Annotated in this window: 18 protein-coding genes and 2 pseudogenes; 13 read left to right on the top strand and 7 right to left on the bottom strand. The window is 43.9% G+C overall.

The genetic code is table 11. The features are described 5' to 3' along the window. Positions 1-291: 291 nt before the first annotated feature. The 5 genes from greA (at position 292) to VLA57_RS08245 (ending at position 6,176) form a co-directional block, all read left to right on the top strand. Entirely contained in the window at positions 292-768 is a 477-nt protein-coding gene (greA, locus tag VLA57_RS08265) for a transcription elongation factor GreA (protein WP_011513174.1), read from the top strand. Positions 769-1,155: 387 nt separating this feature from the next. Further along, a complete protein-coding gene (locus VLA57_RS08260; RefSeq protein ID WP_133105336.1) occupies positions 1,156-2,100 on the top strand; it encodes a hypothetical protein in 945 nt (314 codons plus the stop codon). Positions 2,101-2,516: 416 nt separating this feature from the next. Continuing rightward, positions 2,517-3,785: a putative DNA modification/repair radical SAM protein gene (locus VLA57_RS08255; RefSeq protein WP_133105335.1), complete on the top strand. Its 1,269-nt coding sequence runs from the start codon at positions 2,517-2,519 to the stop codon at positions 3,783-3,785. 55 nt (positions 3,786-3,840) lie between these two features. Next, complete coding sequence (locus VLA57_RS08250) at positions 3,841-4,725, top strand: TIGR03915 family putative DNA repair protein (RefSeq protein ID WP_133105334.1); 885 nt, start codon at positions 3,841-3,843, stop codon at positions 4,723-4,725. Between the two features lie 152 nt (positions 4,726-4,877). Next, complete coding sequence (locus VLA57_RS08245) at positions 4,878-6,176, top strand: glycosyltransferase (protein ID WP_133105333.1); 1,299 nt, start codon at positions 4,878-4,880, stop codon at positions 6,174-6,176. Positions 6,177-6,384: 208 nt separating this feature from the next. Here VLA57_RS08245 and VLA57_RS08240 read toward each other — a convergent pair whose 3' ends face one another. After that, positions 6,385-6,762, bottom strand: coding sequence for a cupin domain-containing protein (locus VLA57_RS08240; RefSeq protein WP_227673000.1), 378 nt, complete (start codon positions 6,760-6,762; stop codon positions 6,385-6,387). Positions 6,763-6,776: 14 nt separating this feature from the next. Between VLA57_RS08240 and aguA the strand changes: the two genes are divergently transcribed. Next, positions 6,777-7,904 (top strand): agmatine deiminase, encoded by a 1,128-nt coding sequence (gene aguA, locus VLA57_RS08235; protein WP_133105332.1) that lies wholly within the window; start codon positions 6,777-6,779, stop codon positions 7,902-7,904. 83 nt (positions 7,905-7,987) lie between these two features. Next, positions 7,988-9,361, top strand: coding sequence for an NAD-dependent succinate-semialdehyde dehydrogenase (locus VLA57_RS08230; RefSeq protein ID WP_133105331.1), 1,374 nt, complete (start codon positions 7,988-7,990; stop codon positions 9,359-9,361). A 96-nt stretch (positions 9,362-9,457) separates the two neighbouring features. On the opposite strand, the gene VLA57_RS08225 is transcribed toward VLA57_RS08230, so the two are convergent. From VLA57_RS08225 to VLA57_RS08215, 3 genes are all read right to left on the bottom strand, one after another. Continuing rightward, positions 9,458-10,900, bottom strand: a complete 1,443-nt coding sequence (locus tag VLA57_RS08225; RefSeq protein WP_133105330.1) for an APC family permease — start codon at positions 10,898-10,900, stop codon at positions 9,458-9,460. Between the two features lie 269 nt (positions 10,901-11,169). Further along, positions 11,170-12,429, bottom strand: coding sequence for a 4-aminobutyrate--2-oxoglutarate transaminase (gene gabT, locus VLA57_RS08220; protein ID WP_133105329.1), 1,260 nt, complete (start codon positions 12,427-12,429; stop codon positions 11,170-11,172). A 155-nt stretch (positions 12,430-12,584) separates the two neighbouring features. Next, positions 12,585-14,051, bottom strand: a complete 1,467-nt coding sequence (locus VLA57_RS08215; protein ID WP_133105328.1) for an NAD-dependent succinate-semialdehyde dehydrogenase — start codon at positions 14,049-14,051, stop codon at positions 12,585-12,587. A gap of 285 nt (positions 14,052-14,336) precedes the next feature. On the opposite strand from VLA57_RS08215, the gene VLA57_RS08210 reads away from it, so the two are divergent. Continuing rightward, positions 14,337-15,095 carry an IclR family transcriptional regulator gene (locus VLA57_RS08210; RefSeq protein ID WP_011513163.1) on the top strand — a complete coding sequence of 253 codons (759 nt, stop codon included), beginning with the start codon at positions 14,337-14,339 and terminating at the stop codon, positions 15,093-15,095. Positions 15,096-15,279: 184 nt separating this feature from the next. Here VLA57_RS08210 and VLA57_RS08205 read toward each other — a convergent pair whose 3' ends face one another. Then, positions 15,280-16,551, bottom strand: a complete 1,272-nt coding sequence (locus tag VLA57_RS08205) for a CaiB/BaiF CoA transferase family protein (protein WP_133105327.1) — start codon at positions 16,549-16,551, stop codon at positions 15,280-15,282. Between the two features lie 223 nt (positions 16,552-16,774). After that, positions 16,775-17,959, bottom strand: coding sequence for an acyl-CoA dehydrogenase (locus VLA57_RS08200; protein ID WP_133105326.1), 1,185 nt, complete (start codon positions 17,957-17,959; stop codon positions 16,775-16,777). Between the two features lie 187 nt (positions 17,960-18,146). Between VLA57_RS08200 and VLA57_RS08195 the strand changes: the two genes are divergently transcribed. The 5 genes and pseudogenes from VLA57_RS08195 to VLA57_RS08180 all read left to right on the top strand — a co-directional run. Further along, positions 18,147-18,962, top strand: a complete 816-nt coding sequence (locus VLA57_RS08195) for an IclR family transcriptional regulator (RefSeq protein WP_333954803.1) — start codon at positions 18,147-18,149, stop codon at positions 18,960-18,962. 560 nt (positions 18,963-19,522) lie between these two features. After that, on the top strand, positions 19,523-21,325 hold the full coding sequence (locus VLA57_RS08190) for an FMN-binding glutamate synthase family protein (protein ID WP_133105324.1): 1,803 nt from the start codon (positions 19,523-19,525) through the stop codon (positions 21,323-21,325). 64 nt (positions 21,326-21,389) lie between these two features. Then, the gene (locus tag VLA57_RS08185) at positions 21,390-22,220 is read left to right on the top strand and encodes a phosphodiester glycosidase family protein (protein ID WP_133105323.1); all 831 of its coding nucleotides are present in this window, start codon (positions 21,390-21,392) and stop codon (positions 22,218-22,220) included. Between the two features lie 594 nt (positions 22,221-22,814). Continuing rightward, a pseudogene (locus VLA57_RS12565) lies at positions 22,815-23,294 on the top strand (glycine zipper domain-containing protein); the annotation flags it as partial. Positions 23,295-23,375: 81 nt separating this feature from the next. Then, a pseudogene (locus VLA57_RS08180) lies at positions 23,376-23,555 on the top strand (glycine zipper domain-containing protein); the annotation flags it as partial. Between the two features lie 789 nt (positions 23,556-24,344). Here the strand turns inward: VLA57_RS08180 and VLA57_RS08170 are convergent. Then, entirely contained in the window at positions 24,345-25,568 is a 1,224-nt protein-coding gene (locus VLA57_RS08170; protein ID WP_133105321.1) for a vWA domain-containing protein, read from the bottom strand. Positions 25,569-25,676: the final 108 nt, after the last annotated feature.

Below are 25,676 nucleotides of genomic sequence, written 5' to 3'. Positions count from 1 at the left end.
GCTTATTTGAGCATAGTGTAGCGTTTAATAATGTAGACCATGCTTGAAATAAAATTTAAATGATAGACCTAAAAAGCATAGTGGCTAAACTGCGACTATGCTTTTTATTACGTAAGCTTAAACACCCAGATTATTGAATTGATATCAATGAATGATAGCGACCTGACTGGTTACGCTGTCTGCATCATTATTCTTTTTTTATTTTATACCCATTGCAACAACTCTGACACCATCTCACTATTCACTAAGAGTAGGAGATGGTGCCCGTGTTATTGGTTTAAGGAAAAAAACATGCAACGTTATCCCATGACTCCGCAAGGACATGCGGCTTTAGAAGCCGAATTAAAACAGTTAAAAAGTATTGACCGTCCTCGCATCACCGCCTCTATTGCTGAAGCACGCGAACATGGTGATTTGAAAGAAAATGCTGAATATCATGCAGCGCGTGAACAGCAGGGATTTTGTGAAGCTCGTATCCGTGATATCGAAGCCAAACTTGGCGGTGCGCAAGTGATTGATCCTACGACGTTACCAAAAGATGGCCGTGTGATATTCGGCGTCAGCGTCGTTATCGAAAACATGGACACTGAAGAAGAAAAGCAGTACAAAATCGTTGGTGACGACGAAGCGGATTTCAAAGCCGGTAAAATCTCTGTTAACTCACCGATTGCGCGTGGTTTGATTGGTAAATCTGAGGGCGATGAAGCACGTATTGAAACCCCAAAAGGTGTGGTTGAATACGAAATTATGAAAGTCATTTACGATTAATATAGTCGTCTTTTGTAGTGAATCAAATAGTAACTTTCTTAAGAAATTAGATAAAGTAAACCACACAAAAAGTCATCGTTTATAGGATAGCAGTTACACAACGCTGCTTTTCTACCTAACTCGTTTTAGCGCATAATTGTTGAGTTGAGATTGCTAAGTGTATGCTTAGCAACTAATTAAAATAATCACGGATAAATCAATAGTTTGATAGGACGGTTTGACAGATAGCTTTTATCGTCTGGCTATTTACTACTATTATCAGTAATGCTGCCCCCGTTATTTGACCTCCCCTGCAGCGTCAATTAACGGGGGTTTTCTTATCTGGGCTTTCTTATTTAAGTGTTCTCTATTTTTGTGTTACTTATTATCATTTTAAAGGACTTTATTATGACCACCAGTATTAATCGCTCATTCGTTGTGATGCAAAAAACAGCTACATTCACGGCAGTATCCGCACTGTTGGCAGGCACTGTTATGGCTATGTCTGCTGCCAATGCCGCCACTGAAGTGACCGTTCTACCTTCTACGGGCGGTAGTACCACCGTGGTCGAGCAGTATTCTGATGGTAAAACAGCTGTCATTACTGCTACGCCTAATAGCATTGGTATGCAAGATGGCATGCCGTTTGCTGTGACGCAGGTTACCAATGTACCGCGCTACGTGGTTCGCCAAGTAGCCAGTAATGGTGTTAGTAATACTGTCGTCACTCAAGGTAGTGCGACTGTCACTAGCGTACCGGTGACCAACCAAATAACCAATCAAAGCAGTCGTGTTGATGTCATCGCAGTGCCAACCAGTACTGTCACTCAAGTATTACCGACGACTCAAATACTGCCTGTAACCACAGCAACTCAGCTGCCAGTCATAAATACGTCAGTAATCAATGCACCGGTGATCACTACCCCTGTGACAACAATTACTTCTATAGAAGCCTTGCAGCTCAAACCAACTTTTAGTACGCCTGATGTGGTCAATGCGCAAACTAAGGTCATGAAAATCCTGAAAAATAGCGATGGACGTGAAGTTGCAGTACCTGCCAACCATATCGCGCCTGGTGATGTGATTGAGTATCATACCGTTTATACCAATACCACAGCGCAACCAGTGACTGATATCAATGCCATGGTTTCTTTGCCAAATGGCGTCAGAATGGTGTCATTGAACAGTCCACTACCAACGCTTGCGACCACTGGTGGCGATAGCTATCAAACTATCCAACAAGTTGGCAATACAGTAGTGGTAAAAGAAAATTACTCAGGTCTTAAATGGAACTTAGTAAATCTTAGTCCTAAAGCTGCACAGACTGTCGTGATACGCGCTAAAGTTCAATAAATACGGCAGTGAAGTTATAGTATTGAAACTTAAGAAATACTAAAACTAATAAAAGGTCTTGTTTGCTAAGTCTCTAGCCGGCAAGGCCTTTTTTGTGGCTATTCATAAACCATAGTCAAAACACCTTAAAAACGTTACGGTACTGCTAGTATAATTTTTTTGCAGCCTCTGTCTACCTAGGCACAGCAAGCAAGCAAGCAAGCAAGCAAAATTAATACTAGCAGTACTCAATGTATCGATATTACTTTTCATTGACTATATTGCTTCAAGTTTAAGCGCTTTTATAATCGTATAGTGCAGCTCAGAATAGACGACAACAGTTGTCGTCTATGATTTCTATTTTACTCATAAATACAATGACTTAACGCTAATTTTGCTAAAATAGTCTTTCATTACTGACATGGTAAATACCGCTTATGGCAACCATCAATTATGAACGACTACAAGGTAAGCTCAATATTTTAGCGGACGCTGCTAAATATGATGTCTCTTGCTCATCCTCCGCTGGTACGCGGAAAAACCAAGGCGGTGGCCTTGGCGATGCCTCAGCAACCGGTATTTGTCACAGCTATACCGAAGATGGTCGCTGCGTCAGCCTGCTGAAAATCCTGCTGACCAATCATTGTATATACGATTGCGCTTATTGCACCTCGCGCAAAAGCAATGACACCCCGCGTGCCGCTTTTAGTGTCGAAGAAGTGGTGGATTTGACCATGCAGTTTTATCGCCGTAATTATATCGAAGGCCTGTTTCTTAGCTCAGGTATTTTTAAAAGTGGCGACTATACGATGGAGCGACTGGTTGAGGTCGCTAAGATATTACGTACCCGTGAGCGTTTTAATGGTTATATTCATCTAAAGACCATTCCCGGAGCCTCAAAAGAATTATTATTAGAAGCTGGATTATATGCTGACCGTTTAAGCGTCAATATTGAGATTCCGACTAAATCAGGATTGGCGTTACTGGCACCAGAAAAATCTCACGAACAATTAAAAGCACCGATGGAGACGGTCAAAGAAGAAATCATCACCATTCGTGAGAGCCGTAAAACGCATAAAAAAGCGCCGAAATTTGTGCCTGCAGGTCAGACTAGCCAGATGATTGTTGGCGCAAGTAACGAGACCGACTTGCAAGTGATTCAGCTATCGAGTCATTTTTATAAACACTATGATTTAAAACGAGTTTACTATTCTGGCTATGTGCCAATGTTATCTGACAGTCGCCTGCCAGCTATCGGTACGCCTGTGCCAATGATACGCGAAAATCGTCTCTATCAAGCGGATTGGCTGATGCGTTTTTATGGTTTTGGTGCGCACGAAATCGTTGAACCGGACTCGCCATTTTTAGATTTGGACTGCGACCCAAAGTTAGCATGGGCAATCCGCCACCGTGAGCATTTTCCGGTCAATATCCAAACAGCAAGTTATGAGATGATTGTACGTATTCCCGGTATCGGTACAAAAACGGCTAAAAAAATAGTCAAAGCCCGCAAGTTTAATCAGCTGACACTTTATCACTTGAAGAAAATGGGCGCGGCGGTCAATCGTGCCAAATACTTCATTGCGACTACTGGTAAAAACGAGCATCTCGCACACTTAACCCGTGATAACTTTCGTCAATATGTGCTGGCGCAAACGCAGACGAAATTTAAAGATCAACGCAGTGGGCAATTGGCTTTGTTTTAAATATTAAAATTATTGATAATTTAGCTACTATCATGAAGTTATTTTAGGACAAATAATGTCGCAATCACTGTCAGAACTTGCCAAAAATCAAAACTACCAGCTGGGTCAATTGACGCCCAGTATTGTACTTTATGAGCCAAGTTTTGAGGGGTGGCTCAGTGCAGTATTTTACGTCTATTCCAATCACTTACAGGACGATACATCGCTACAGCTTATTGCGCAGGACTATTATGTGCCGTCATTACTCGCTCACGCCATTAGTGTAGAGACCAATGCCAACCATGCCGAACGAGTACTTACGAAGTTGAATCAACTCCTAGGTCGCTCGGGTATGCGAAATTTACTTTGGGGTTTTTTGTCAGAAAAAGACAATATTGGTAGCACATTGTTTCAAGTGGTCAAATACGCTATTAACTACCCAAGTCGCCATATCATGGATGATTTGGGTAATCTCAATGTTTTAGAGCTCGTGCAAACGGTCAAGTCTGTCGGTCGTGAAAAACACCGCATGGAAGCCTTTGTACGCTTTGAGCATACAGTTGAAGACATTTACTTTGCCCGTGTTGAGCCGGATTTTAATGTTTTGCCTTTGATTGGGGAGCATTTTCGTCAGCGTTATCAAGATCAGCATTGGGCAATTTATGATTTGGCGCGTGGCTATGGTATTTATTATGACAAAAGCCGAAGCACGCCCAAGCGCCCCGCAGCCCTGCAAACCATTACTGAGCTTGATGAGGCAGTACTGCGCAATCCTGCCAGCATTCATAGCGAAGATGAGCAACGTTATCAGCGTTTTTGGCAAGGTTATTTTACCAACGTTAATATCAAAGAGCGTAAAAATCCACGTTTGCACAAGCAATACTTACCGCAGCGCTATTGGAAATACTTGAGTGAAAAACAAGTCCTGCCAAATGCGCAGCACCTCAAAAAACAGCGCTAAATATTTGATTACTGTCATTTATATTACCTGTATTTATTGACGACAAATAATAGTCATCGTCCCATGCTATCTTTTTATCTTGGTGGTTGAGTTTTCAGCACTTTTCACTGACAATAGCAGCTTGATCTCCTCTAATAGTGACCCACGCCATTATGAAAGTTATGCGTTTACTGTCGTCTTTGAAGCATGATGAATCCGAGCGCGGTATTTTTCATCTTGGGCGTGCTTTGGTCAAAAACGAGCATACCTCAATTATTATCTCTAGTGCCAGTGAAGACAATGACTTGGTCAGACGCCTAAAGCGTGATGGCAACCATTATCACCAGTTATATATGAACAAAAAATCTTGGCTGTCTTTATTACAGGTCGCGCCACTGCGCCGTCTGATTGAAAAATATGACCCTGATATCATCCATGTGCATTCGCGGACACCGGCATGGGTACTGCATTTAGCGCTGCGCCGTGCACGGGTAAAACGTCGACCAAAACTGGTATCAACCATGTATGGCTTCTATCCTATCAATAAATACTCACAAGCCTTACTTGATGTTCACACCATTATTACTGTGTCTGATAGTGTGACTGATTACTTAAAAAAAGGGCTGCGCCGTGAGGAGCTGGACCCCAGAGTCATTAAACGTATCTACCGCGGTGTTGATACGCGTCGCTATCCTTATCGTCATAATCCATCAGTATATTGGCTACGTCATACTTTTGCTGAATACCCTGAGCTTGAGAATAAAAAATGGCTGGTATTTCCAACCATCATCGGTAAGGAATATGGTCAAGAATGGCTGATTGATATCTTGGGCAATCTTCAAGAGCAATTCCCTAATATCCATGCCATTATTATGGATGATGATTATCGCGCGGGCGATGTCGCCCATGAAGATTTTCGTCAACGCAGCAATACTTTGGGATTAGCCGATCGTATCACTTATGTCGGCAGCAAACGTAATGATATGCGTGAGTGGTTGTCAGCGGCCAATGTCGTCATGGCACTTGCCAATCAGCCTGAATCTATCGGTATCAATGCCTTACAAGCCATTCATTTGGGTACGCCTGTCATTGGCTGGGATCAAGCGGCATTTAGTGAAATTCTGCGCCCACTCTATCCGCAAGGTTTGGTCAGAAAATACAATGCCAACGCACTGTGCAAAGCGGTGCGCAATCAGTTAGAAAGTGTGACTCGCCCTGAGATGACCAACAAATTTACCATGCGTGAGATGATTGATGAGACAATAGGCGTCTATAAAAATCTGCATGAGCAGGCATTAGCAGAAGAAAAAGCGGCAGCGGATGCTTTAGCCGTAAGAAGACACAAAAAAGTCTTTGGCGTAACTTCTAAGCCCATCGTTAATAAAAAAACAGCCAATAAAGTCAGGTTGGTCAAAGACAAACCCAACACATCTTATAGTACTAAAGTAACAGAAGAGCCAAACGATGCTTAATTGGCGTCAATTCTAATTTGACTGCTTGCCTATCTATTATTAACTTTCCTCTTATCAGCTCGCTTCAAAGACACATACAAAAAACGCTACTTTCTAGTAGAAAATAGCGTGAGTAAAAGGCAATCCTGTATGTTCAATAATCATACGCTTTTGAAAATACATTAATATATGGACCTATCACTGTATAAAAGCTTATGCTGATTTTTGTTCAGTAAGTCGTTGGCGTATGCGCACTAACGATACGAGTCACGCCGTCAGTAGGATTGATAAAAGTATGCGGTTTAATCGTATCGATCACATAACTGTCACCTTCATTTAATAAGTAGGTTGTCTCTTCAATACGAATCAACACTTTACCTTCGATGACGGTACCGATTTCTTCACCTTCATGAGCAATTTTTTCTTCCGTTGAGCTGTTTGGCTGATAAGTTTCGATCAAAAAACCCAGGTTCTTGGTGGTGCTACAGTTATATACCTGCTTTAGAGACACTCTACTGCTCGGCTCGCTCAGCTCTATCAAATCTTTTGGCGTAACCACCACTCGAGCTTTAGGCTCTTTCCACTCATCGCTAAAAAAAGTCGTCAAATAAGGTGCTCTATATGTCATTATTACCGAACCGATTAATCACTGGCTCAACACCACAACAAGACGGCTTTTACATGCCAGCAGAATTTGAGCCGATACAAAAAATATGGATGGTATGGCCTTACCGTGCTGATAACTGGCGACAGCAAGCCATTCCTGCTCAGAAAGCTTATGCTGATGTTGCATCGGCAATCAACAGATTTTGTGAAGTTGGTGTACTGGTCAATCCTGATGATTATCAATCATGCCGTGACAGTCTACCTGCTGATATCGACCTCATATCGATGCCCAGCAACGATGCTTGGGCGCGTGATACTGTCCCGACATTTTTAATCAATGATAAAGGTGGGCTACGCGCTTGTGATTGGACATTCAACGCATGGGGCGGCGACTATGATGGACTATACTCGCCGTGGGATGACGATGATAAGTTGGCTGAACGCTTATGTGACCATCTAGATATCAAACGCTATCGAACGGATGACTTTGTCATGGAAGGCGGCGCATTTCACGTCGATGGTGAAGGCACTGTTCTGACTACACGCATGTGTTTGCTAAGCCCAGGGCGTAATCCGCACCTAACCGAAGATCAAATTGAAGACAAGCTAAAAGCCTATCTTAATGTGCAAAAAGTGCTGTGGATTGATGACGGTATTGATCCTGATGAGACTACAGGTCACATTGATGATATCGCCTGCTTTGCGCGCCCTGGTGAAGTGGTTTGCTTGTTTACTGACGACCCTAAGCATCCGTTTTATGAGGCAACGCAAAAAGCCTATGAGCAGCTCTCAAATATGACTGATGCAAAAGGCAGACGTTTAAAAGTCCATAAGCTTTGCTGTACCAAAAACTCTGTCACCTTGCCTGAACATTATGATATTGAACAATCTGATGATGCCAAGGCGCGCTTAACGGGTGACGTCTGTATTGCCTCATATGCCAATTTTTTAATTTGTAATGACGCTGTCATCGTACCGCAATATGATGATATAAATGATGCACTCGCTATCGAGCAGCTTGAAAAAGTCTTTCCTCAACATCAGGTAGTGGGAGTACGAACGAAAGAGATTGTGTTTGGTGGCGGCAATATTCATTGCATTACGCAGCAGCAACCAAAATCATCAATTAAAAGCAGCAACTAAAAGTATTAACTAAAAGCAGCCGCATAAAAATATAGACCCAAATGGATTTTGAACCCAATAATATTTTAAAAAAGGACATAACTATGAGCGATTATCAAGTCAATAACCCAGCCACTGGTGAAGTAGAAGCCACTTACCCTACCGCCACTGAACAAGATATCCAAAACGCTATTGAGCAAGCAAATAATGCTTATCAAGACTGGCAAAAGACCTCGCTTAGCGAACGTAGTGCATTATTAAATAAAATAGCTGACATCTATATTGAGCGCCAAGATGAGCTAGCACGTATCGTTGCCAACGAAATGGGCAAGCCTCTCGCACAAGCAAAGGGTGAGCTCCAACTGGTTGCTCAAATTTATCGCTATTATGCAGATAACGGTGAGCAACTATTAGCACCAAATACCATTGATGTGGATCAAGGTTCTGCCTCAGTCAAAAAACTCCCTGTTGGCGTTTTACTTGGCATCATGCCATGGAACTACCCGCATTATCAGGTAGCTCGTTTTGTGGCACCAAACGTGATGGCAGGTAACACCATTATCTTAAAACATGCGCCGCAGTGCCCTAACACCGCAGAAGTTATCGTTGATATTCTAAAAGACGCCGGCTTACCTAGTGGCGTGTATAACAATGTCTTCGCTACCAACGATCAAGCAGCGACTATTATTGAAGACACCAGAGTGCAAGGCGTCTCGTTGACAGGTTCTGAACGTGCAGGACAAGCAGTTGCAAAAGTAGCTGGTGGCGCCCTCAAAAAGGTCGTTTTAGAGCTTGGTGGCTCCGATGCTTTTATCGTTGCGGCGGATGCTGATATCGAGCAGGCCGTACAAGGTGCAATCGTAGGTCGTTTTGGTAACACTGGACAGGCTTGTAATGCTGCTAAACGCTTAATCATCGTTGAAAGCGTGTACGACCAGTTTGTTAAAGGCTTTACCGATGCCGTACGTGGCATGACCCTAGCTGATCCACAAAATGAAGATACTTTCATTGGCCCGATGTCTTCGAAGGCGGCAGCAAACAATTTGCAAGAGCAGTTAGACAGTGCTGTCAAAGCCGGTGCAACGGTATTAGTCGAGGGTGGCATCGTTAAAGACAAGCCAGGTGCTTGGTTTGCCCCTGCGGTATTGGCAGATGTCGATGACTCAATGGATGTCTATCGTCAGGAGCTATTTGGTCCTGTCGCCGTTATCTACAAAGCGAATGACATTGCGCATGCTATCAAAATTGCCAATGACGTACCATTTGGTCTAGGTGCTTCAATTCAAACTCAAGACGCAGCATTGGCAGCAGAGATTGCTGAGCAATTAGATGTCGGTATGGTGACTATCAACGCGCCTTCTGGTAGTGAGGCCAATACCCCATTCGGCGGCGTTAAACGCTCTGGATTTGGTCGCGAGCTTGGTACCCTTGGTATCACTGAATTTTTAAACTATAAGTTGATTCGTGATAAGTCTTAATTGACAGAGTAATTTTTAGAATAATAAAAAGCCTAACATTGAATGTTAGGCTTTTTGTTGAATGATCATTAATGAAAAAACATCTTATCGAAAAACTTAGCGCTTAGGTGGGTTATCTTTTAACCACAATTGATTGACGATTTTTAATTCACGCAGCTCTTCTGCCATAATCGATTCACTAATACCTGGATATTTAATCCTTGCATAGCTATATAACACAATACCTAAGACGGTCCAGCCAAAGAAAATCCACCATTCAACAGCAGTCAGTGCTGATGGCATACCTGGCATATATAGCATCAATAAACCAAAGCTAAGCGCAATCGTTATCATACCGACAAGCTTACCTGCTGGTATCTTAAAGGGACGTACCATATCAGGCTCGCGGTAGCGTAGTACCAAGAATGAAATAGCAACACAGGTATAAGCAATCACGATACCAAAACCGCCTGCATCAACGATCCAAACCAACATCTTGCGACCAAACAAGGGTGCTAGCGTTGCTAAACCACCAATGAGGAGAATCGCATTTGAAGGTGTATTGTATTTTGGATGTAATTTACCTAAAAAGGCTGGCAACATACGGGCTTTAGACATAGCATAAAGCAGGCGACTACCGCCGATTAAGAACGCATTCCAGCTAGATAAAATACCAAGTACACCGCCAATAACCAGTAAAATACCTGCCCATTTGCCTTGCCAAGCATTGGTCATGGCATCAGCAGTAGCCAGGGTTGAGCTTTCTGCTTGTACCAGTGGCAACGTCGTACCCACGCTCCAAGCGATACCCACATACCACATCACCGCAACGACGATAGAAATAATCAAAAACTTACCGATATTAGGACGAGTTAAATCAATCTCTTCTGCCGCTTGTGGAATAACGTCAAAACCCACGAACATAAAGGGCACCATGACAATGACGGCCATCATGCCACCGACACCACCAATGAAGGCTGGCGATTGTATTGCTGTAGAGGTTTCAGGGTTATAAAGCACTGCACCAATAAATAGCAAGGTTCCGACAAATAAAATACCTAGTACTGCAGTTTTTTGGAACCATGCACTGACTTCCATACCGCGTATATTTAGCCACGTTACAATGACGGAGCCTAGCATCCCAACCCCTACCCATGTGGCATAAACATCCCATCCAGCAATGGTCCAGAGATAACCTTGATTATAATTGGGGATAAAATATTCTACGACTGTCGGCAAGGCAACCGCCTCAAAGGCGACCACAGAGAAATAACCAAATAGGATACTCCATGAACAGATAAAGGAGACATTGACTCCCAGCGCGCGATGGGTATAAGTATGCTCACCACCAGTGATAGGCATCGATGCCGCAAGCTCAGCATAAGTCACACCAATCAGTATCACTGCCAGCCCACCTATGAAGAACGCTAACATCGCACCCCAAGTACCAGCAGATAAAATCCAACCACCCGCCAAGACGACCCAGCCCCAACCGACCATTGCACCAAATGCTAAGGCGATAACATCTAGTGTCCCTAACGATTTTTTTAATTCAGACATAACTTGCTCCTTGTCCGTGCTTCATCCGTGTGAATCTTTTTTCATTACACTTAGAGTGACACTATTTTGTATTTAACAGGGCATTGCCCCTCATGTTTATCTTTCCATACTTCTCAGCCGAGAAGCTCGATAGTATTTTTAATATCTCGATAGCGGAGACAATAACGGCGTCTTGACTTGCAAGGCGCCGTTGTACCAACACTGCTTAGGATTTGACTATAAACACAGCCCAATCTTTAGCACTTGTTATCCTTTAAGCTATCAAATACTTAGGCAGTCAAAATACCTTTGATGATATCAAGACCTTCTTGTAGCACTTCATCTTCAACTGTCAATGGCACCATCACACGAATGGCATTGCCATGCATACCGCAAGATGCTAGTAATAAACCTTGCTCAAATGATTTCGCTTTTAGGTTAGTCGTCGCTTCAACGTCAGGCTTACCATCACTATCGATTAATTCAAACGCGAGCATGGCGCCTTTATGGCGAATATGTCCGATACTACTTAAGTTTAAGCCCTTTAAGAATGACTCAATTTTGTCGCCAATTTCAATACTACGCTCAAGTAGGTTTTCCTCTTCGATGACTTCGATGACTGCTAAAGCGGCTACACAAGCAAGTGGGTTACCAGCATAAGTACCACCCAAGCCACCTACTTGCGGGGCATCCATAATATCAGCACGACCAATAACGGCAGAAATAGGATAACCACCTGCCAAGCTCTTAGCACTGGTCATCAGATCTGGCTCAACGCCCAATTGTTCACAGGCAAACAACGTACCTGTACGCCCAAAACCACACTGTACTTCATCAAAGATTAGGACGATGCCGTGCTCATCACAGATATCGCGTAAAGACTTAGCAAATGATGGCGTGACTTGATGGAAGCCACCCTCACCTTGTACTGGCTCGATAATCATCGCCGCCACTTCACTAGGATCGATATCCGCTTGGAAAATCATCTCAAGGCTATGCAATGCTTGTTCTTCAGTAACATTCAGCTCATCGCATGGGAATAGTGCATGGAATACAGGCCCTGGCATCGGACCAAAGTTCTTTTTATATGGCAATACTTTACCAGTCAAGCTCATGCACATAAGCGTGCGGCCATGCCAACCGCCAACGAAAGAAATCACACCTGGACGACGGGTTTTTGCACGAGCAATTTTGATACAGTTTTCAACCGCTTCTGCCCCAGTGGTCAAGAAGAACGCTTTGGTGTCGCCACTGATAGGCGCTTTTTCACACAGTTTTTCGGCAAGATCGACATAGCATTCATAGTTAATCATTTGCGCAGCAGTATGGGTGAATTTGTCTAGCTGCTCGTGCACACGCTGCGTGATTTTTGGATGACTGTGACCGGTATTTAGTACTGAGATGCCGCCAACGAAATCGATATAACGATTGCCTTCAATATCCCAAACTTCTGAGTTTTTTGCTTTTTCGGCAAAGATAGGAAAAGCCACACCCAGTCCGGTTGGCAATACCGCTTTACGGCGTGCAAGTAATGATTGATTGGTAGTCATAAGAATGTCCTTTTCTTTCTTTTTACGTAGATGCCAGTGAAGTGATGGCGGTTTATAGAGTAAATTACAGTTGGGATTCATAGTACTGAACCCCGTTTCGCGCTATGTGACAATTAAATATGTGACCATTAAAATAGAAAATAAAACTGAAAAGCTTAGCTGACGTCAGAACACCAGTATTTGGTCACAACATATTCTTCGATGCCGTATTTTGACCCTTCACGACCAAAACCAGACTGTTTGACGCCGCCAAATGGTGCTACTTCTGTTGAGAGCATGCCCGTATTATGTCCAACCATGCCATATTCAAGACCTTCGGTCACGCGCCAAGCGCGCGCATAGTCGCTACTATAAAAATAAGCTGCTAGACCGTAGATAGTGTCGTTGGCTGCGCGAATAACTTCTTCTTCAGATGAAAAAGTAAAGACTGGCGCGATAGGACCAAATATCTCTTCGCTGGCAATATCCATATCAGCGCTGATATCGGTGATAACCGTTGGGTTGTAAGCAAGGGCTGACGCATTATTCGTACTGCCACCAGCAATCAGGGTAGCGCCTTTGTCTAGCGCATCTTTTAGTAGCGCTTGTACTTTTTGTAAGGCTTTTTCATTAATCAAAGGACCAACGTTGACTCCTTCTACCATGCCATTACCGACTTTTAGCTCAGCGACTTTTTTGATAAAGATATCTAAGAATTCATCTTTAATGCTGTCTTGAACATAAACGCGGTTGGCACACACACAGGTTTGACCAGCGTTACGGTATTTAGAGGCGATTAGACCTTCAGCAGCTTTTTCAAGATCGGCATCATCAAAAACGATAAACGGTGCATTGCCGCCAAGCTCTAATGACAGCTTTTTAATCGTTGGAGCACACTGTGCCATTAAGGTGCGACCGACTTCGGTAGAACCCGTGAATGATAGTTTGTGAATGCGAGCATCGCCGGTAAGAATATCGCCGATAACAGATGATTTGCCGGTCACAACTTGGATAACGCCTGCAGGAATACCTGCTTGCTCAGCCAATGCACCGAGTGCTAAGGCAGAAAATGGCGTTTCAGTCGCAGGTTTGATAATGATAGTACAGCCTGCTGCTAGTGCAGGAGCTGCTTTACGCGTGATCATCGCCGCTGGAAAGTTCCAAGGCGTGATGGCAGCACAAACGCCAACCGGCTGTTTTAATACCACATAGCGTAATTGCGAGTTGGTTGCAGGAATGACATCACCATAAACACGCTTGCCTTCTTCTGCAAACCAGCGGATAAAGCTATTGGCATAACCAATCTCGCCGCGTGATTCAGCCAAAGGCTTGCCCTGCTCGGCGGTCATGATAATGGCCAAATCTTCTTTGTTGGCATCGATAAGATCTGCCCATTTTTGCAGCAGCTGCGCGCGTTCTTGTGGGGTTTTGGCGGCCCAAGTGATTTGAGCTTCGTGAGAGTAAGTAACAGCATCATTGACATCAGCGGTCGTCAAGCTTGGCACCGTACCGATAACATCGCCGTTGAATGGATTGCTCACTTCTATAGTGGCATCATCATTGGCAGCGTGCCATCCGTCTTTGATAAGACACTGCTGTTTGATCAAATCTGGGTTTGAGAGATTTAGGGTCGTCTTTAGCATCGTAACACTCCATGTTTGTCGCTATTACTTATTTATTATTTATAAAGCTATCTAACGTTGGCATAAGCTTGTCTTTTTAAACAGCTATTAAACCAATGAAAAATTGACGTAAGCAGTCAGTAATAATGATTGATAATATATGCACTGTTCAATATACTGAACAACTATTCCATATATGAGACATCATTATAAGAACGATGCGATACTCTTTGCAACCGTTATTTTGATAGTTCTCGAACATATTTTTTATTTTTACTTTTTAACTGACATTTTAATAGGCAACTTATGAGTACCAGCGCCGTTCCTGCTCTAGACAAAACGTTTCAAATTCTGGATTTAATCACGGCAAGCCAGCAGCCCTTAACGGCAGCTTATATTGCAAAAGAGTTAAAGCTACCACGTAGCTCAACGCATAATATTTTGCAAAGCTTACTTACCAAGCATGTCATCTATAAGGATAGTGAAGGACGCTTTCACTTAGGTTCTTACTTGCTGTATTGGGCGGGTAAATACGAGCAGCAGCAAGGGGTGGTGCAGTTATTTAAAGACCTTATCATGCAATATCCTATCCTATTACAGCACACCGTCACCTTGTCCAAAATGGATTTGGGCGAAGTGGTTTTTTTAGCATGTCATGAAGCACCAGCTCCGCTTGGTTTTACTTTCCGTGCTGGTGTGCGCGTACCAGCAGTATTTTCTGCCACGGGCAAAGCTATGCTTTCAACATTGCCGATGCATAATATCAAATCACTTTATGAAGGTATCTTTCCAGAGCCAATGACACCTAACGGAGTTAGCAACTTTGAAACTTTAGCGGATGAAATTGCTGCCATACAGCAGAGCCGTATTTCACTGGATGATGGGCAATTGCGTGATGGTATGTATTGCTTAGGGACTTACATACGCAATGCGTCGGGCAATGCGGTTGCGGGTATGGCAGTCAGCTTTTTACAAGCAGAATATGAGTCCAAGCGTGCTGAGGTCAGTGCTGTACTGATTGAATTGGCGAAGCAAATTGAACAGCGTTTAGGTTTCATTGATTAGCAATAAAACCTAAACGCTGCTATTTCCATGTTTAAAGAAAGAAAAATTTATACCAGTAGCACTTTATGATATTTGTCCTTATTTTATTTAGGACTGACTATAAGCCCTGACAAAAACGCCTGCAAATTGTCATTGAGCTTTTGCAGGTAATAACCGCCTTCGACCAAGAGAATCAAGGGTTTAATCAAACAATCCCATCAGCTTTCAATTTGGCGATCATATCGCTGTCATAGCCCAAATTACTAAGCGTGCTGTCAGTATGCTCGCTCAAACGCGGTGGCGGTGTACGATAGGTGACAGGCGAGCCTGAGAGTTTAATGGGACTACCAAGTGCTCTTACCGGACTGCCTTGCGCGGCAAAATTAACAATCATCCCTCGTGCCAGCGCTTGCGGCATAGCCAAAGCTTCTGCAACATTATGAATAGGACCGCAAGGAATACCCGCCTCATGCAAGCGCGTAAGCCAATATGCACGTGGATGCTCGGCAAATGCGTTTATGAGCCACTCACAAATCAGCTCACGATGGGCAACGCGTTGAGGGTTGGTCGCAAAACGACTGTCAGTATGCCACTCTACGGATAACATCTGGCATAGTCTGGCAAATTGACTGTCATTACCGCAGGCTAAAATGAAATGCTCCTCCCCTGCACCGGCAAACACTTGATAAGGAACGATGTTAGGGTGACCATTGCCCAGTCTTGGCGGCACCTCGCCAGATGCCAAATGATTCATACCAACATTGGCGAGCATTGCCAACGCACTGTCTAGTAACGCGACATCGACATGTTGACCAATTCCAGTATGCTGGCGCGCTATTAACGCCGCTTGAATACCAATCGTCAGCTGCAAGCCTGCAAATAAATCTACCACTGCCACGCCAACTTTATGCGGTTCGCCATCAGTAGGTCCAGTGATGCTCATTAGCCCTGACAAACCTTGAATAATATAGTCATAGCCCGGAAGCTCAGCATCGGGACCTGTCTGCCCAAAGCCCGTTAATGAGGCATAAATCAGACGTGGATTGCTTTGCTTTAGACTCTCATAGTCCAAACCGTATTTTTTCAGACCGCCAACTTTAAAGTTTTCTACCACGATATCGCTTGTTTCAGCGAGCTGCTTAATGATGGTTTGTCCAGCAGGCGTGGTGATATCGACCGTAAGGGATTTTTTATTGCGATTAATGGTGGCGTAATAAGCGGATGTATCATCGCCGAATTTTGGCGGCGCCCAATGACGGGTTTCATCACCGATATGTGGACGCTCAACCTTGATCACATCAGCACCAAGGTCGGCGAGCACTTGAGTGCAAGAAGGACCTGCCAATACCCGCGACAAATCAAGCACCTTGATACCATGCAATGCGCCTTTTGATACCGCATCAGTCGCAATATCAGCGGTAGAATTATTAGTAAAGTTGGCTTGTTCAGGCTGTTGTGTGGTTGTAGTGACAGTCATAATAATCCCTTATTGATAACGTATTTTTTATAATGATAAAAATGATAAGACAGTGCCTAGTCCTCATTTATCTAATTCTTTAAAGGTACTGCTAAACCAGATATAAATGAGGACTAATAACTAAAAAACGCACGCTACTGCTTATCAAGTGCTTCGTAAGAAGCACAACAGTAACGTACGTTAATGGTCGGGAAATTAGCTAATACTTATTAGCTAACAACGCTTAATAAAATGCCTGAATCCCAGTCTGCGCACGACCTAAGATGAGCGCATGAATATCATGGGTACCTTCATAAGTATTGACCGCTTCTAAATTCATCACATGACGAATAATATGAAACTCATCAGAGATACCATTGCCGCCATGCATATCACGGGCAATACGGGCAATCTCTAGCGCTTTGCCGCAATTATTACGCTTAATCAGTGAAATCATTTCAGGAGCAGCATTGTCCTCATCCATCAAACGACCAACACGCAATGCTGCTTGCAGACCTAGTGTGATTTCCGTTTGCATATTGGCAAGTTTTAGCTGTACCAACTGTGTCGCGGCTAGCGGACGACCAAATTGTTTACGGTCAAGGGTATACTGGCGTGATGCTTTCCAGCAGAATTCAGCGGCGCCCATTGAACCCCAAGCGATACCGTAACGGGCTTTATTTAGGCAACCAAACGGACCTTTTAGACCACGAATATCTGGGAAAGCATTGGCTTCAGGGACAAACACTTTGTCCATGACAATCTCACCCGTGACAGACGCACGCAATGAGAACTTGCCTTCGATTTTCGGTGCGGACAGCCCTTTCATACCTTTATCTAAGATAAAACCACGAATGTCACCGGCATCATCTTTTGCCCAAACGACAAATACATCAGAAATCGGGCTATTGGTAATCCACATTTTATTACCAGTCAGCTCATAACCGCCTGCCACTGCGCGCGCGCGCGTTGACATTGATGAAGGATCTGAACCCGAATCCGGCTCTGTCAGACCAAAGCAGCCGACATATTCTCCAGTTGCCAGTTTTGGTAGATATTTTTCTTTCTGCTCTTCTGTACCATAGGCATGTATCGGATGCATGACCAAGCTTGACTGCACGCTCATCGCTGAACGGTAGCCCGAATCCACCGCTTCCACTTCTCTCGCAATCAAGCCATAAGCCACGCTTGACATACCAGCACAACCATAACCGTCAATCGTTACACCAAGAAGACCCATCTCGCCCATCTGACGCATGATATCGCGGTCAAAATGTTCATTACGATTGGCCTGAATGATACCCGGCATCAGCTCTTTTTGAAAAAACTGACGCGCACTATCCGTTACCATGCGCTCTTCATCTGTAAGCTGGTCACGTAATAAAAATGGATCTTCCCAATCAAAACGTGGGCTGCTAGAAGTTGCCATGTGGTGCTCCTTGTTGTCAGTCATCCTGACCGACGATTAATGATGAATATGATGCTTTGGCTAAATTTACTATTGACTTCAAAATTCCGCTGTGCGAAACTTAGTTTCATAATATAAACTATTTAAGCAAAATTTTAGCGTCCTGTAAACCCTTATTCATTCAGATGGTTATAAAATGAGAAAAAACATGTCGGTAGCTGCACCATTATTGGATCGATTAAATAGCTCTCTTACCCAAGGTAAAGAAGACAACGATAGGCAATTTGTCACTGCCCTTGGACGTGGCTTAATGATATTGGCAGCTTTTGAGCATGAGGAGGCGCTTAGCCATCAGCAATTATGCCAGATGACAAAATTGCCAAAAGCGACGATTACTCGTCTGATTCATACCTTGATGACGCTTGGATTTTTGCGCGTGACGCTACATGGACAGTATCAATTGGGTAGTAGTGCGGTACGATTAAGTGCAACAGCGTGGAGTCGTCATGATTTAGTGGCAGCAGCTGAACCGTTATTGCGGCAGTTTGCCAGTCAAAACGAGGTGTCGGTGAATTTAGCAACCGAAGTCGAAGGGGAAATGCGCTATCACGCTTGTTGTCGTAGCCCTGCCCGCCTATCGGTCAATTTGCAAGTTGGCTCAGCCGTTCCCGTCGCCCGAACCGCTATTGGACGTGCTTTTTATGCAGCTAGTTCGCAAATACGACAGGCTGTTATTCGTAGTAATTTACAAGAGCAGCTATCAGCAGAAGATTATAACCATGCGCACGCTGCTTTATCTGACGCCGCAGAACATTATAAAATGCATGGTTATACCGTATCAGATGGTGAGTTCTCTACAGACATATTAGCAGTGGCCGTTGGTGTCTTTGATGTTGCGACTGGGCAATATGCCTATTCACTCAATGCCAGTGTCCCAAGTGCTAACTGGGAAAGCGAAGACTATGCGGCGATGATAGTACCTAAATTGCAAGTGTTGGCTGAAAGGATTGGTAGCGGGGTTTAGACTAATTGAGTTGCCAAGTAAGTTTTAACTTAGTTTACCAATGATACTAAAGCGTTTCGATGCAATCACAAAGTGATTTGGTCTAAGTGCTATAGCCATTGCTTTTTTTACCCTTCATGCCCCGTCCTCGTCACAGCTTACAAGGTACTTTGCATACCTTGCTACCAGATACTGAAAGTCGGTTTCAATTTTATTTTTAATATTTTCTGCCATTGATTATAGACAATTTAATCATAGCTACGCGACAAACGGTCATTAAAACATAAGCTTAAGGTTTTTTTTGGAATTATTAAAGCCTGAGAGTAGCAATTGCAAGGTCTTTATCGGTCTGCCGTTACTTAATTGATATGGAGCCGTGATATTATAGGCGTATGATACACACCACAAATTTGAGCCCCTAAGGGCGTTTGGCCTGCTTTTAACATGTTGGCTTTTAGCGCTTTTGCTCATTTTCAAACTCTCACTTAATCTTTCTATATTGAATCATGAATAGCGGCAAAGTTACCAAATAACTTACTGCCGCATTTTTTAATTCCTATTTTTTATAGTTGAGCCTTGTTATGCCCGATTCCAGAACCAATTTGAACCCTGAGCCTGAACACAACTCCCCTTACCTAACCGGTGTTTTGCTACGCTACAGCACCTTTGGCGCCGCAATCTTGCTGTTTTTAGCAGGATTACTCCTCGTCAACTGGGTACTCATCATCATCGGTGGTCTCGCCGTTGGGCTAGGTATTTATGACTTATTGCAATCTAAGCACTCTATCCTAAGCAACTATCCTATCGCCGGTCACATCCGCTATGTGTTAGAGGATTTCCGTCCTGAGATTCGCCAGTATTTGCTCGAAGACGATAAAGAGCAAGTGCCGTTCTCACGTCAGCAGCGGGCCTTGGTCTATCAGCGCGCCAAAAACGTCAGCGATACCAATGCTTTTGGCACTTTGGACAATTTATATGCTCATGGTAAAGAATGGTTTTTGCAATCTGCTGTCAGTGAGCCGATTAAGAATAAAGACTTCCGCATCATTGTGGGCGGTGAGCGGTGTAAGCAGCCGCATGATATGTCAGTGTTTAATATCTCAGCGATGAGCTTTGGCAGTTTGTCTGCCAATGCCATTATGGCGCTCAATCAAGGCGCAAAAATGGGCGGCTTCACTCATGATAGTGGTGAAGGTGCTATCAGTCCTTATCATCGTAAATTCGGTGGTGATTTGATTTGGGAGCTGGGTACAGGTTACTTCGGTTGCCGCGATGACAATGGCAACTTTGACCCACTGTCATTTGCCGAAAAAGCTGTTGACCCGCAAGTCAAAATGATTGAAATCAAACTGTCACAAGGTGCTAAGCCCGGTCAGGGTGGCGTGTTGCCAGCAGAAAAAATCACCCCAGAAATCGCTGAAACCCGTCAAGTGCCGATGGGTCAAGACTGCGTATCACCTGCGTCGCATTCTGCTTTTAGTACGCCTCGCGAATTGGTTGTGTTTTTACAGCAGCTACGGGATTTATCAGAAGGCAAGCCAGTTGGCTTTAAGCTTTGTATTGGTCAGCCTTGGCAGTTTATGGCGATTGTCAAAGCCATGATAGAAGCCGATAACTACCCTGATTTTATCGTCATTGATGGTGCTGAAGGCGGCACGGGTGCTGCACCTGTTGAGTTTATGGATAGCGTCGGCATGCCATTGATCGATGGTTTTTTATTCGTCCATAACACCTTAGTTGGGGCAGGCATTCGCAACCAAATCAAACTTGGCGTGAGTGGCAAAATCGTCTCAGGTTTTGATATCGCTCGCCTATTGGCATTGGGCGCTGATTGGTGTAACTCTGCGCGCGGCTTTATGTTTGCCGTCGGCTGTATCCAATCGCGCTCTTGTCATACCAATACCTGCCCGACAGGCGTTGCAACCCAAGACCCCTATCGTCAAAAAGCGCTGGATGTGCCAAGTAAGGCTGAACGCGTTGCCAGTTATCATAAAAACACCTTAAAATCACTTGCCAGCATCGTTGGCGCAGTCGGCTTACAGCACCCAAGTCAATTGCAGCCTTATCACATTGCACGCCGTTTGGATGATGGACAAATTAAGCTATTGTCGAAGTTCTTTTATTTCACCGATAAAGGCGCCTTACTTGATCATAATGCGCGATCAGAGGTCTTTAATCAGATGTGGGTAATGGCAGATTCGTCGAGCTTTTTAGCCAATAATGATGCGCTGATTGCTTATAATAAAGACTCGCGCGATATCGGTAAAGAAACCGGTGCGCCAACAGAAAAAACGGTTGGAGAGGTAGACGTCAATATTGATGGTGGTAAAATGATTGGCAATGTCAATAATACCGTCCGCGATTTTATACCGCCAACTGTTTAACCATTTAACAGTGTTTGGCTGTGACAATCACGCAATTTATTTCCTTATAAAAGATAGATGATTGATGCCAAACACTGTTTTCAAAAAACTTCTTCATGTACTGCCAATGATGCTTATGGCGCTTATGACTGTTGGTATAAGTGCTTGCCAACCAACTGATAGCAATCAGACGGACACTGCTTCTACTGATTGGTCATGTCAATCACACAACACACCGTTTGCTTATAGCACCTGTCATATTCAGTCTGATTTGTTGACAGATAAGCGCTATTCATTACAGTTGTTTTGGCAACAATCTGACAGTCGTCAACCGCTACTGACTTTCGATAATCTCTTGAGCAGCCTGCCCCCATCGCAATCTTTGAATTTTGCCATGAATGCGGGCATGTACAATGAAAATTATGCACCTATTGGCTATACCGTCATCAAATCTGAAGAGATACATGCATTAAACCTGAAAGAAGGCGGCGGCAATTTTCACCTCTTACCCAATGGCGTACTGTGGTGGGATAAGTCTGGCAAGGTACAAATTACTGAAAGTAATGCCTTAGCTGAGCAACTAAAAAACGGCACTGCACAGCCATTGTATGCTACCCAATCTGGTCCTATGCTGGTCATTAATGATGCTATCCATCCGCAGTTTGACCCTGATGGCACCTCAGCTAAAATTCGCAACGGTATAGGCGTGTGTAGCGATGGCAGTCTACAATTTGTCAATAGCGAAGCACCCGTGACCTTTTATCAGTTTGCCTCACTATTTAAAAACGAATTGAAGTGTCCAAATGCTTTATTTTTAGATGGCGGTATTGCATCCGCTTTATACGCACCCACGATAGACAAGCATGACAAAAAAGAGATGGGCGTGATGATTGGACTGGTTGAGTCAGCACAATAGACCATAGTCTGGTTACTTACATTCCACCAATTCATCATCATACCATGCCTACTGAGACTGCATTTTTTTAAACTCACTGAGCCACATTAAGTATTTTTTAATAAAAATGAAGGCACTATTATTCTTAATAATAGTGCCTTTTTTGTGCTTACTTAAACCTTCTCATAATATCAGTAATTGGAAATTAATGATTCCAATAAGCTCGACTTACATCTTATTTACTTTTGTGCGCTTTGATAATCATTGGTTAACAATAATGCTCATTATAGAAGTATCGTTTACATAGATGCTATACAGGTAGCAGCTACGTGCTACAGACTACTCCAGCACCCTTAGGCTATATTACTTAGCAAGCAAGGCTTACTATATTTCTTAAGGGTAATGCCAATGCGAAGTATTAAAATAAGTATTAGAAATTTGAACAGCTATACAGTGATTGCTAGCAAGCTTCAATAGCTAGCTAACAATCACTGATTTAGAGGACAAGCTAAGATTGGATGTCAAAAATGACCTTTATTTTAATGTCATTTAGATTGCAGGCTACTTATATCATTCTTCATAACTTAACAATAATAGTAAAAAGGATAATAGCTCATGGATAATATCAATCGTACAGTAGTAGTCAATGACAACGCTGACCCCATTACAGGTGAGCCAGGCTCACATCCAATAGGTACAGCTCTTGGTGGTACAGGCGGTGCAGCAGCAGGCGCAGCTATTGGCGCTATCGGTGGTCCATTAGGCATGCTGATTGGTGGTGCTATTGGTGCTATCGTCGGCGGTGTCGCAGGTAGCTCGGTCGGTGAGATGCTAGACCCAACAGTAGAATATGAATACTGGCAAGAAACTCATACCACGCGTCCTTATTATCATGAAGATTATGATTATGATACCGATTATCATCCAGCCTATGCAGTAGGTTATGCTACCCGTGCGCATTATCCAAATGCGACGCGTTTCGAAGAAGTTGAAGCTGAGCTTGAACAGCGCTGGTATGAGGTAAAAGGCGATTCACGCATGACTTGGCTACAAGCAAAAGACATGGTACGTGATGGCTGGGATAAGACCCATGCCCGTATGAATGGTGAAAACTATGAGCCAAAAGAGTACGTCCATTATGCAGGTCATAGAGAGCCTATTGAGCCGATCCATCATGGTGAAGATAAGCCGCATCCAGTAGCAACAGGTACTGGCGCGCTTAGTGGCGCAGCAGCAGGTGCAGCCGTAGGCACAGCAGTTGGAGGTCCAGTTGGCACCTTAGTAGGCGGTGCTGTTGGAGCAATCACAGGTAGCAAAGTTGGACATGAAGCAGGCGAGATGGTCAATCCTACCGATAGCTTAGAAGCTCATGAGAAGCCGCATCCTATTGCTAGTGGTACTGGTGCACTGGGCGGTGCAGCAGCAGGCGCTGCTGTAGGTACGGCAGTTGGTGGTCCAGTCGGTACAGTAATCGGCGGCTTAGCAGGCGCAGTTGCTGGTGGTGCTGGTGGCCAAGAAGTTGGTGAAGCCATTAATCCTACTGATCAAAATGAAGTACAACGAGAAGCCAATCCTGTTAGTAGTGGTACAGGTATGGTCGGCGGTGCAGCAGCAGGTGCAGCTATCGGTGCAGTAGGTGGTCCAGTAGGTTCTGTCGTAGGCGGTGCCGTTGGTGCAGTCGTCGGTGCAACAGCTGGTAACGCTGTTGCCAATGCCTTTGAAGGCAATATGGAAGAAGACACTTACTGGCGTACTCAGCATGCGACGACTGACTACTATAACCCGCAATATGACTACGATACCGACTATCGTAATGCCTATGGTTATGGTTATGCACAGCGCAAGCAGTATGGTAAAGATCAAACGTTTGAGCTGGTAGAGCAAGATTTGCAGAGAGATTGGTTAAATTCACGTGGCAACTCACGCTTAGAATGGTCAGATGCTAGATTTGCCGTACGTGATGCGTGGAATCGTCCTATTATTTAATTATTAATGATGAGGCAATGATTGCTTATCGTAGACAATTAGAATGTTATGAAAAAACAGCTTCTATTAAATAATAGAAGCTGTTTCTTTATTCTGATTTATATCATCTAAAAACTGACTGCAAAGCTAACATTCAATTACTCTAAAGCTAATATAATATTACCGTGCCATATAATTGGTCATATCTTCCACGCCATGTAACGTCATCGGATACATTTTATTATCAAACAGTTTTTTAATCTCAACGATGGTTTGGGTATATTGCCAATAGGTTGGAGTCTCAGGATTGAGCCAAGCAACTTTATCAAAGTGTGCAAGCACCCTCTTTAACCAGATGATGCCTGCTTCATTATTCATATATTCAACGCTACCGCCCACTGTCATGAGCTCATAAGGTGACATCGATGCATCACCCACGAAAATAACACGATACTCTCGCCCATACTTATTAAGCAATTCAAACGTTGACATCGGTGCGCTATGGCGACGGTTATTATCCTTCCAGACATAATCGTAAAGGCAGTTATGAAAGTAAAAAAACTCTAATGTTTTAAATTCATTTTTCGCCGCAGAAAACAGTTTTTCGAGCGCTTCGACATGGATATCCATACTGCCGCCCACATCAAACAACATTAGCACTTTGACACGGTTACGGCGCTCTGCTTGCATGTGTATATCGAGCACACCCTTTTTTGCCGTGCGCTTAATCGTCTCATGAATATCGAGCTCATCAGCACTACCGGTCCGTGCAAACTGGCGCAGATTGCGTAGCGCCATTTGAATTTGACGAGTACCGAGCTGATTATCGTCATCGAGATTGCGATATTTACGCTGCTCCCAGACTTTGGCAGCGCTACGTTTGCGTGACTCACCGCCGACACGCACGCCCTCAGGATGGTCACCATAAGCACCAAATGGCGAAGTGCCGCCCGTCCCTACCCATTTACTACCACCTTCATGACGCTCTTTTTGCTCTTTTAACCGCTCTTCCAACGCCTTCATCAACTCCTCAAGCGAGCCGTACTTTTTTAGCAGACGTCTCTGCTCATTGGTCAGGTTCTTTGGATCGAGCTTTAAATCGAGCCATTCTTTGGGCACGTCTGTTAGCTTGGCCAACAGCTCATCCATGTCTAGACTATCGACGCCTTCGAAATAATCCGCCATGGCACGATCAAACTTATCAAAATGGCGCTCGTCTTTGACCATGCACAATCGAATCAGACGATACATATCTTCACGACTGGCAAAAGTAGTCAATGCTGGATCTTCAGGATGCGGCTGCATCATCAGCCCTTGCTCTAACGCAGCATTTAAATCGAGCAGCTCGCGCGTACTGACTGGCACGCCATAAGTACGCAAGGTGTAAAATAGTTTGATAAACATAAGAGTCGTATCACTTATTGGCTGACATTATTATCTGGTGATATTGCTGATATCATTAATTGATACAGTCATAGGCTAAGCGCTGGCATTGACTTTGATATCTGATGT

Origin of the sequence: Psychrobacter sp. S4(2024) (assembly GCF_036861305.1) — a bacterium.
Taxonomy (GTDB): domain Bacteria; phylum Pseudomonadota; class Gammaproteobacteria; order Pseudomonadales; family Moraxellaceae; genus Psychrobacter; species Psychrobacter cryohalolentis.
Note: the sequence above shows the minus strand (reverse complement) of the source record. Positions and strands in the feature narration are given on the sequence as shown.

Bases quoted from the DNA above. Each gene is read 5' to 3' on its own strand.
- greA (WP_011513174.1), top strand. From the start codon at position 292: ATGCAACGTTATCCCATGACTCCGCAAGGACATGCGGCTTTAGAAGCC.
- VLA57_RS08260 (WP_133105336.1), top strand. From the start codon at position 1,156: ATGACCACCAGTATTAATCGCTCATTCGTTGTGATGCAAAAAACAGCT.
- VLA57_RS08255 (WP_133105335.1), top strand. From the start codon at position 2,517: ATGGCAACCATCAATTATGAACGACTACAAGGTAAGCTCAATATTTTA.
- VLA57_RS08250 (WP_133105334.1), top strand. From the start codon at position 3,841: ATGTCGCAATCACTGTCAGAACTTGCCAAAAATCAAAACTACCAGCTG.
- VLA57_RS08245 (WP_133105333.1), top strand. From the start codon at position 4,878: ATGAAAGTTATGCGTTTACTGTCGTCTTTGAAGCATGATGAATCCGAG.
- aguA (WP_133105332.1), top strand. From the start codon at position 6,777: ATGTCATTATTACCGAACCGATTAATCACTGGCTCAACACCACAACAA.
- VLA57_RS08230 (WP_133105331.1), top strand. From the start codon at position 7,988: ATGAGCGATTATCAAGTCAATAACCCAGCCACTGGTGAAGTAGAAGCC.
- VLA57_RS08225 (WP_133105330.1), bottom strand. From the start codon at position 10,900: ATGTCTGAATTAAAAAAATCGTTAGGGACACTAGATGTTATCGCCTTA.
- gabT (WP_133105329.1), bottom strand. From the start codon at position 12,429: ATGACTACCAATCAATCATTACTTGCACGCCGTAAAGCGGTATTGCCA.
- VLA57_RS08215 (WP_133105328.1), bottom strand. From the start codon at position 14,051: ATGCTAAAGACGACCCTAAATCTCTCAAACCCAGATTTGATCAAACAG.
- VLA57_RS08210 (WP_011513163.1), top strand. From the start codon at position 14,337: ATGAGTACCAGCGCCGTTCCTGCTCTAGACAAAACGTTTCAAATTCTG.
- VLA57_RS08205 (WP_133105327.1), bottom strand. From the start codon at position 16,551: ATGACTGTCACTACAACCACACAACAGCCTGAACAAGCCAACTTTACT.
- VLA57_RS08200 (WP_133105326.1), bottom strand. From the start codon at position 17,959: ATGGCAACTTCTAGCAGCCCACGTTTTGATTGGGAAGATCCATTTTTA.
- VLA57_RS08195 (WP_333954803.1), top strand. From the start codon at position 18,147: ATGTCGGTAGCTGCACCATTATTGGATCGATTAAATAGCTCTCTTACC.
- VLA57_RS08190 (WP_133105324.1), top strand. From the start codon at position 19,523: ATGCCCGATTCCAGAACCAATTTGAACCCTGAGCCTGAACACAACTCC.
- VLA57_RS08185 (WP_133105323.1), top strand. From the start codon at position 21,390: ATGCCAAACACTGTTTTCAAAAAACTTCTTCATGTACTGCCAATGATG.
- VLA57_RS08170 (WP_133105321.1), bottom strand. From the start codon at position 25,568: ATGTTTATCAAACTATTTTACACCTTGCGTACTTATGGCGTGCCAGTC.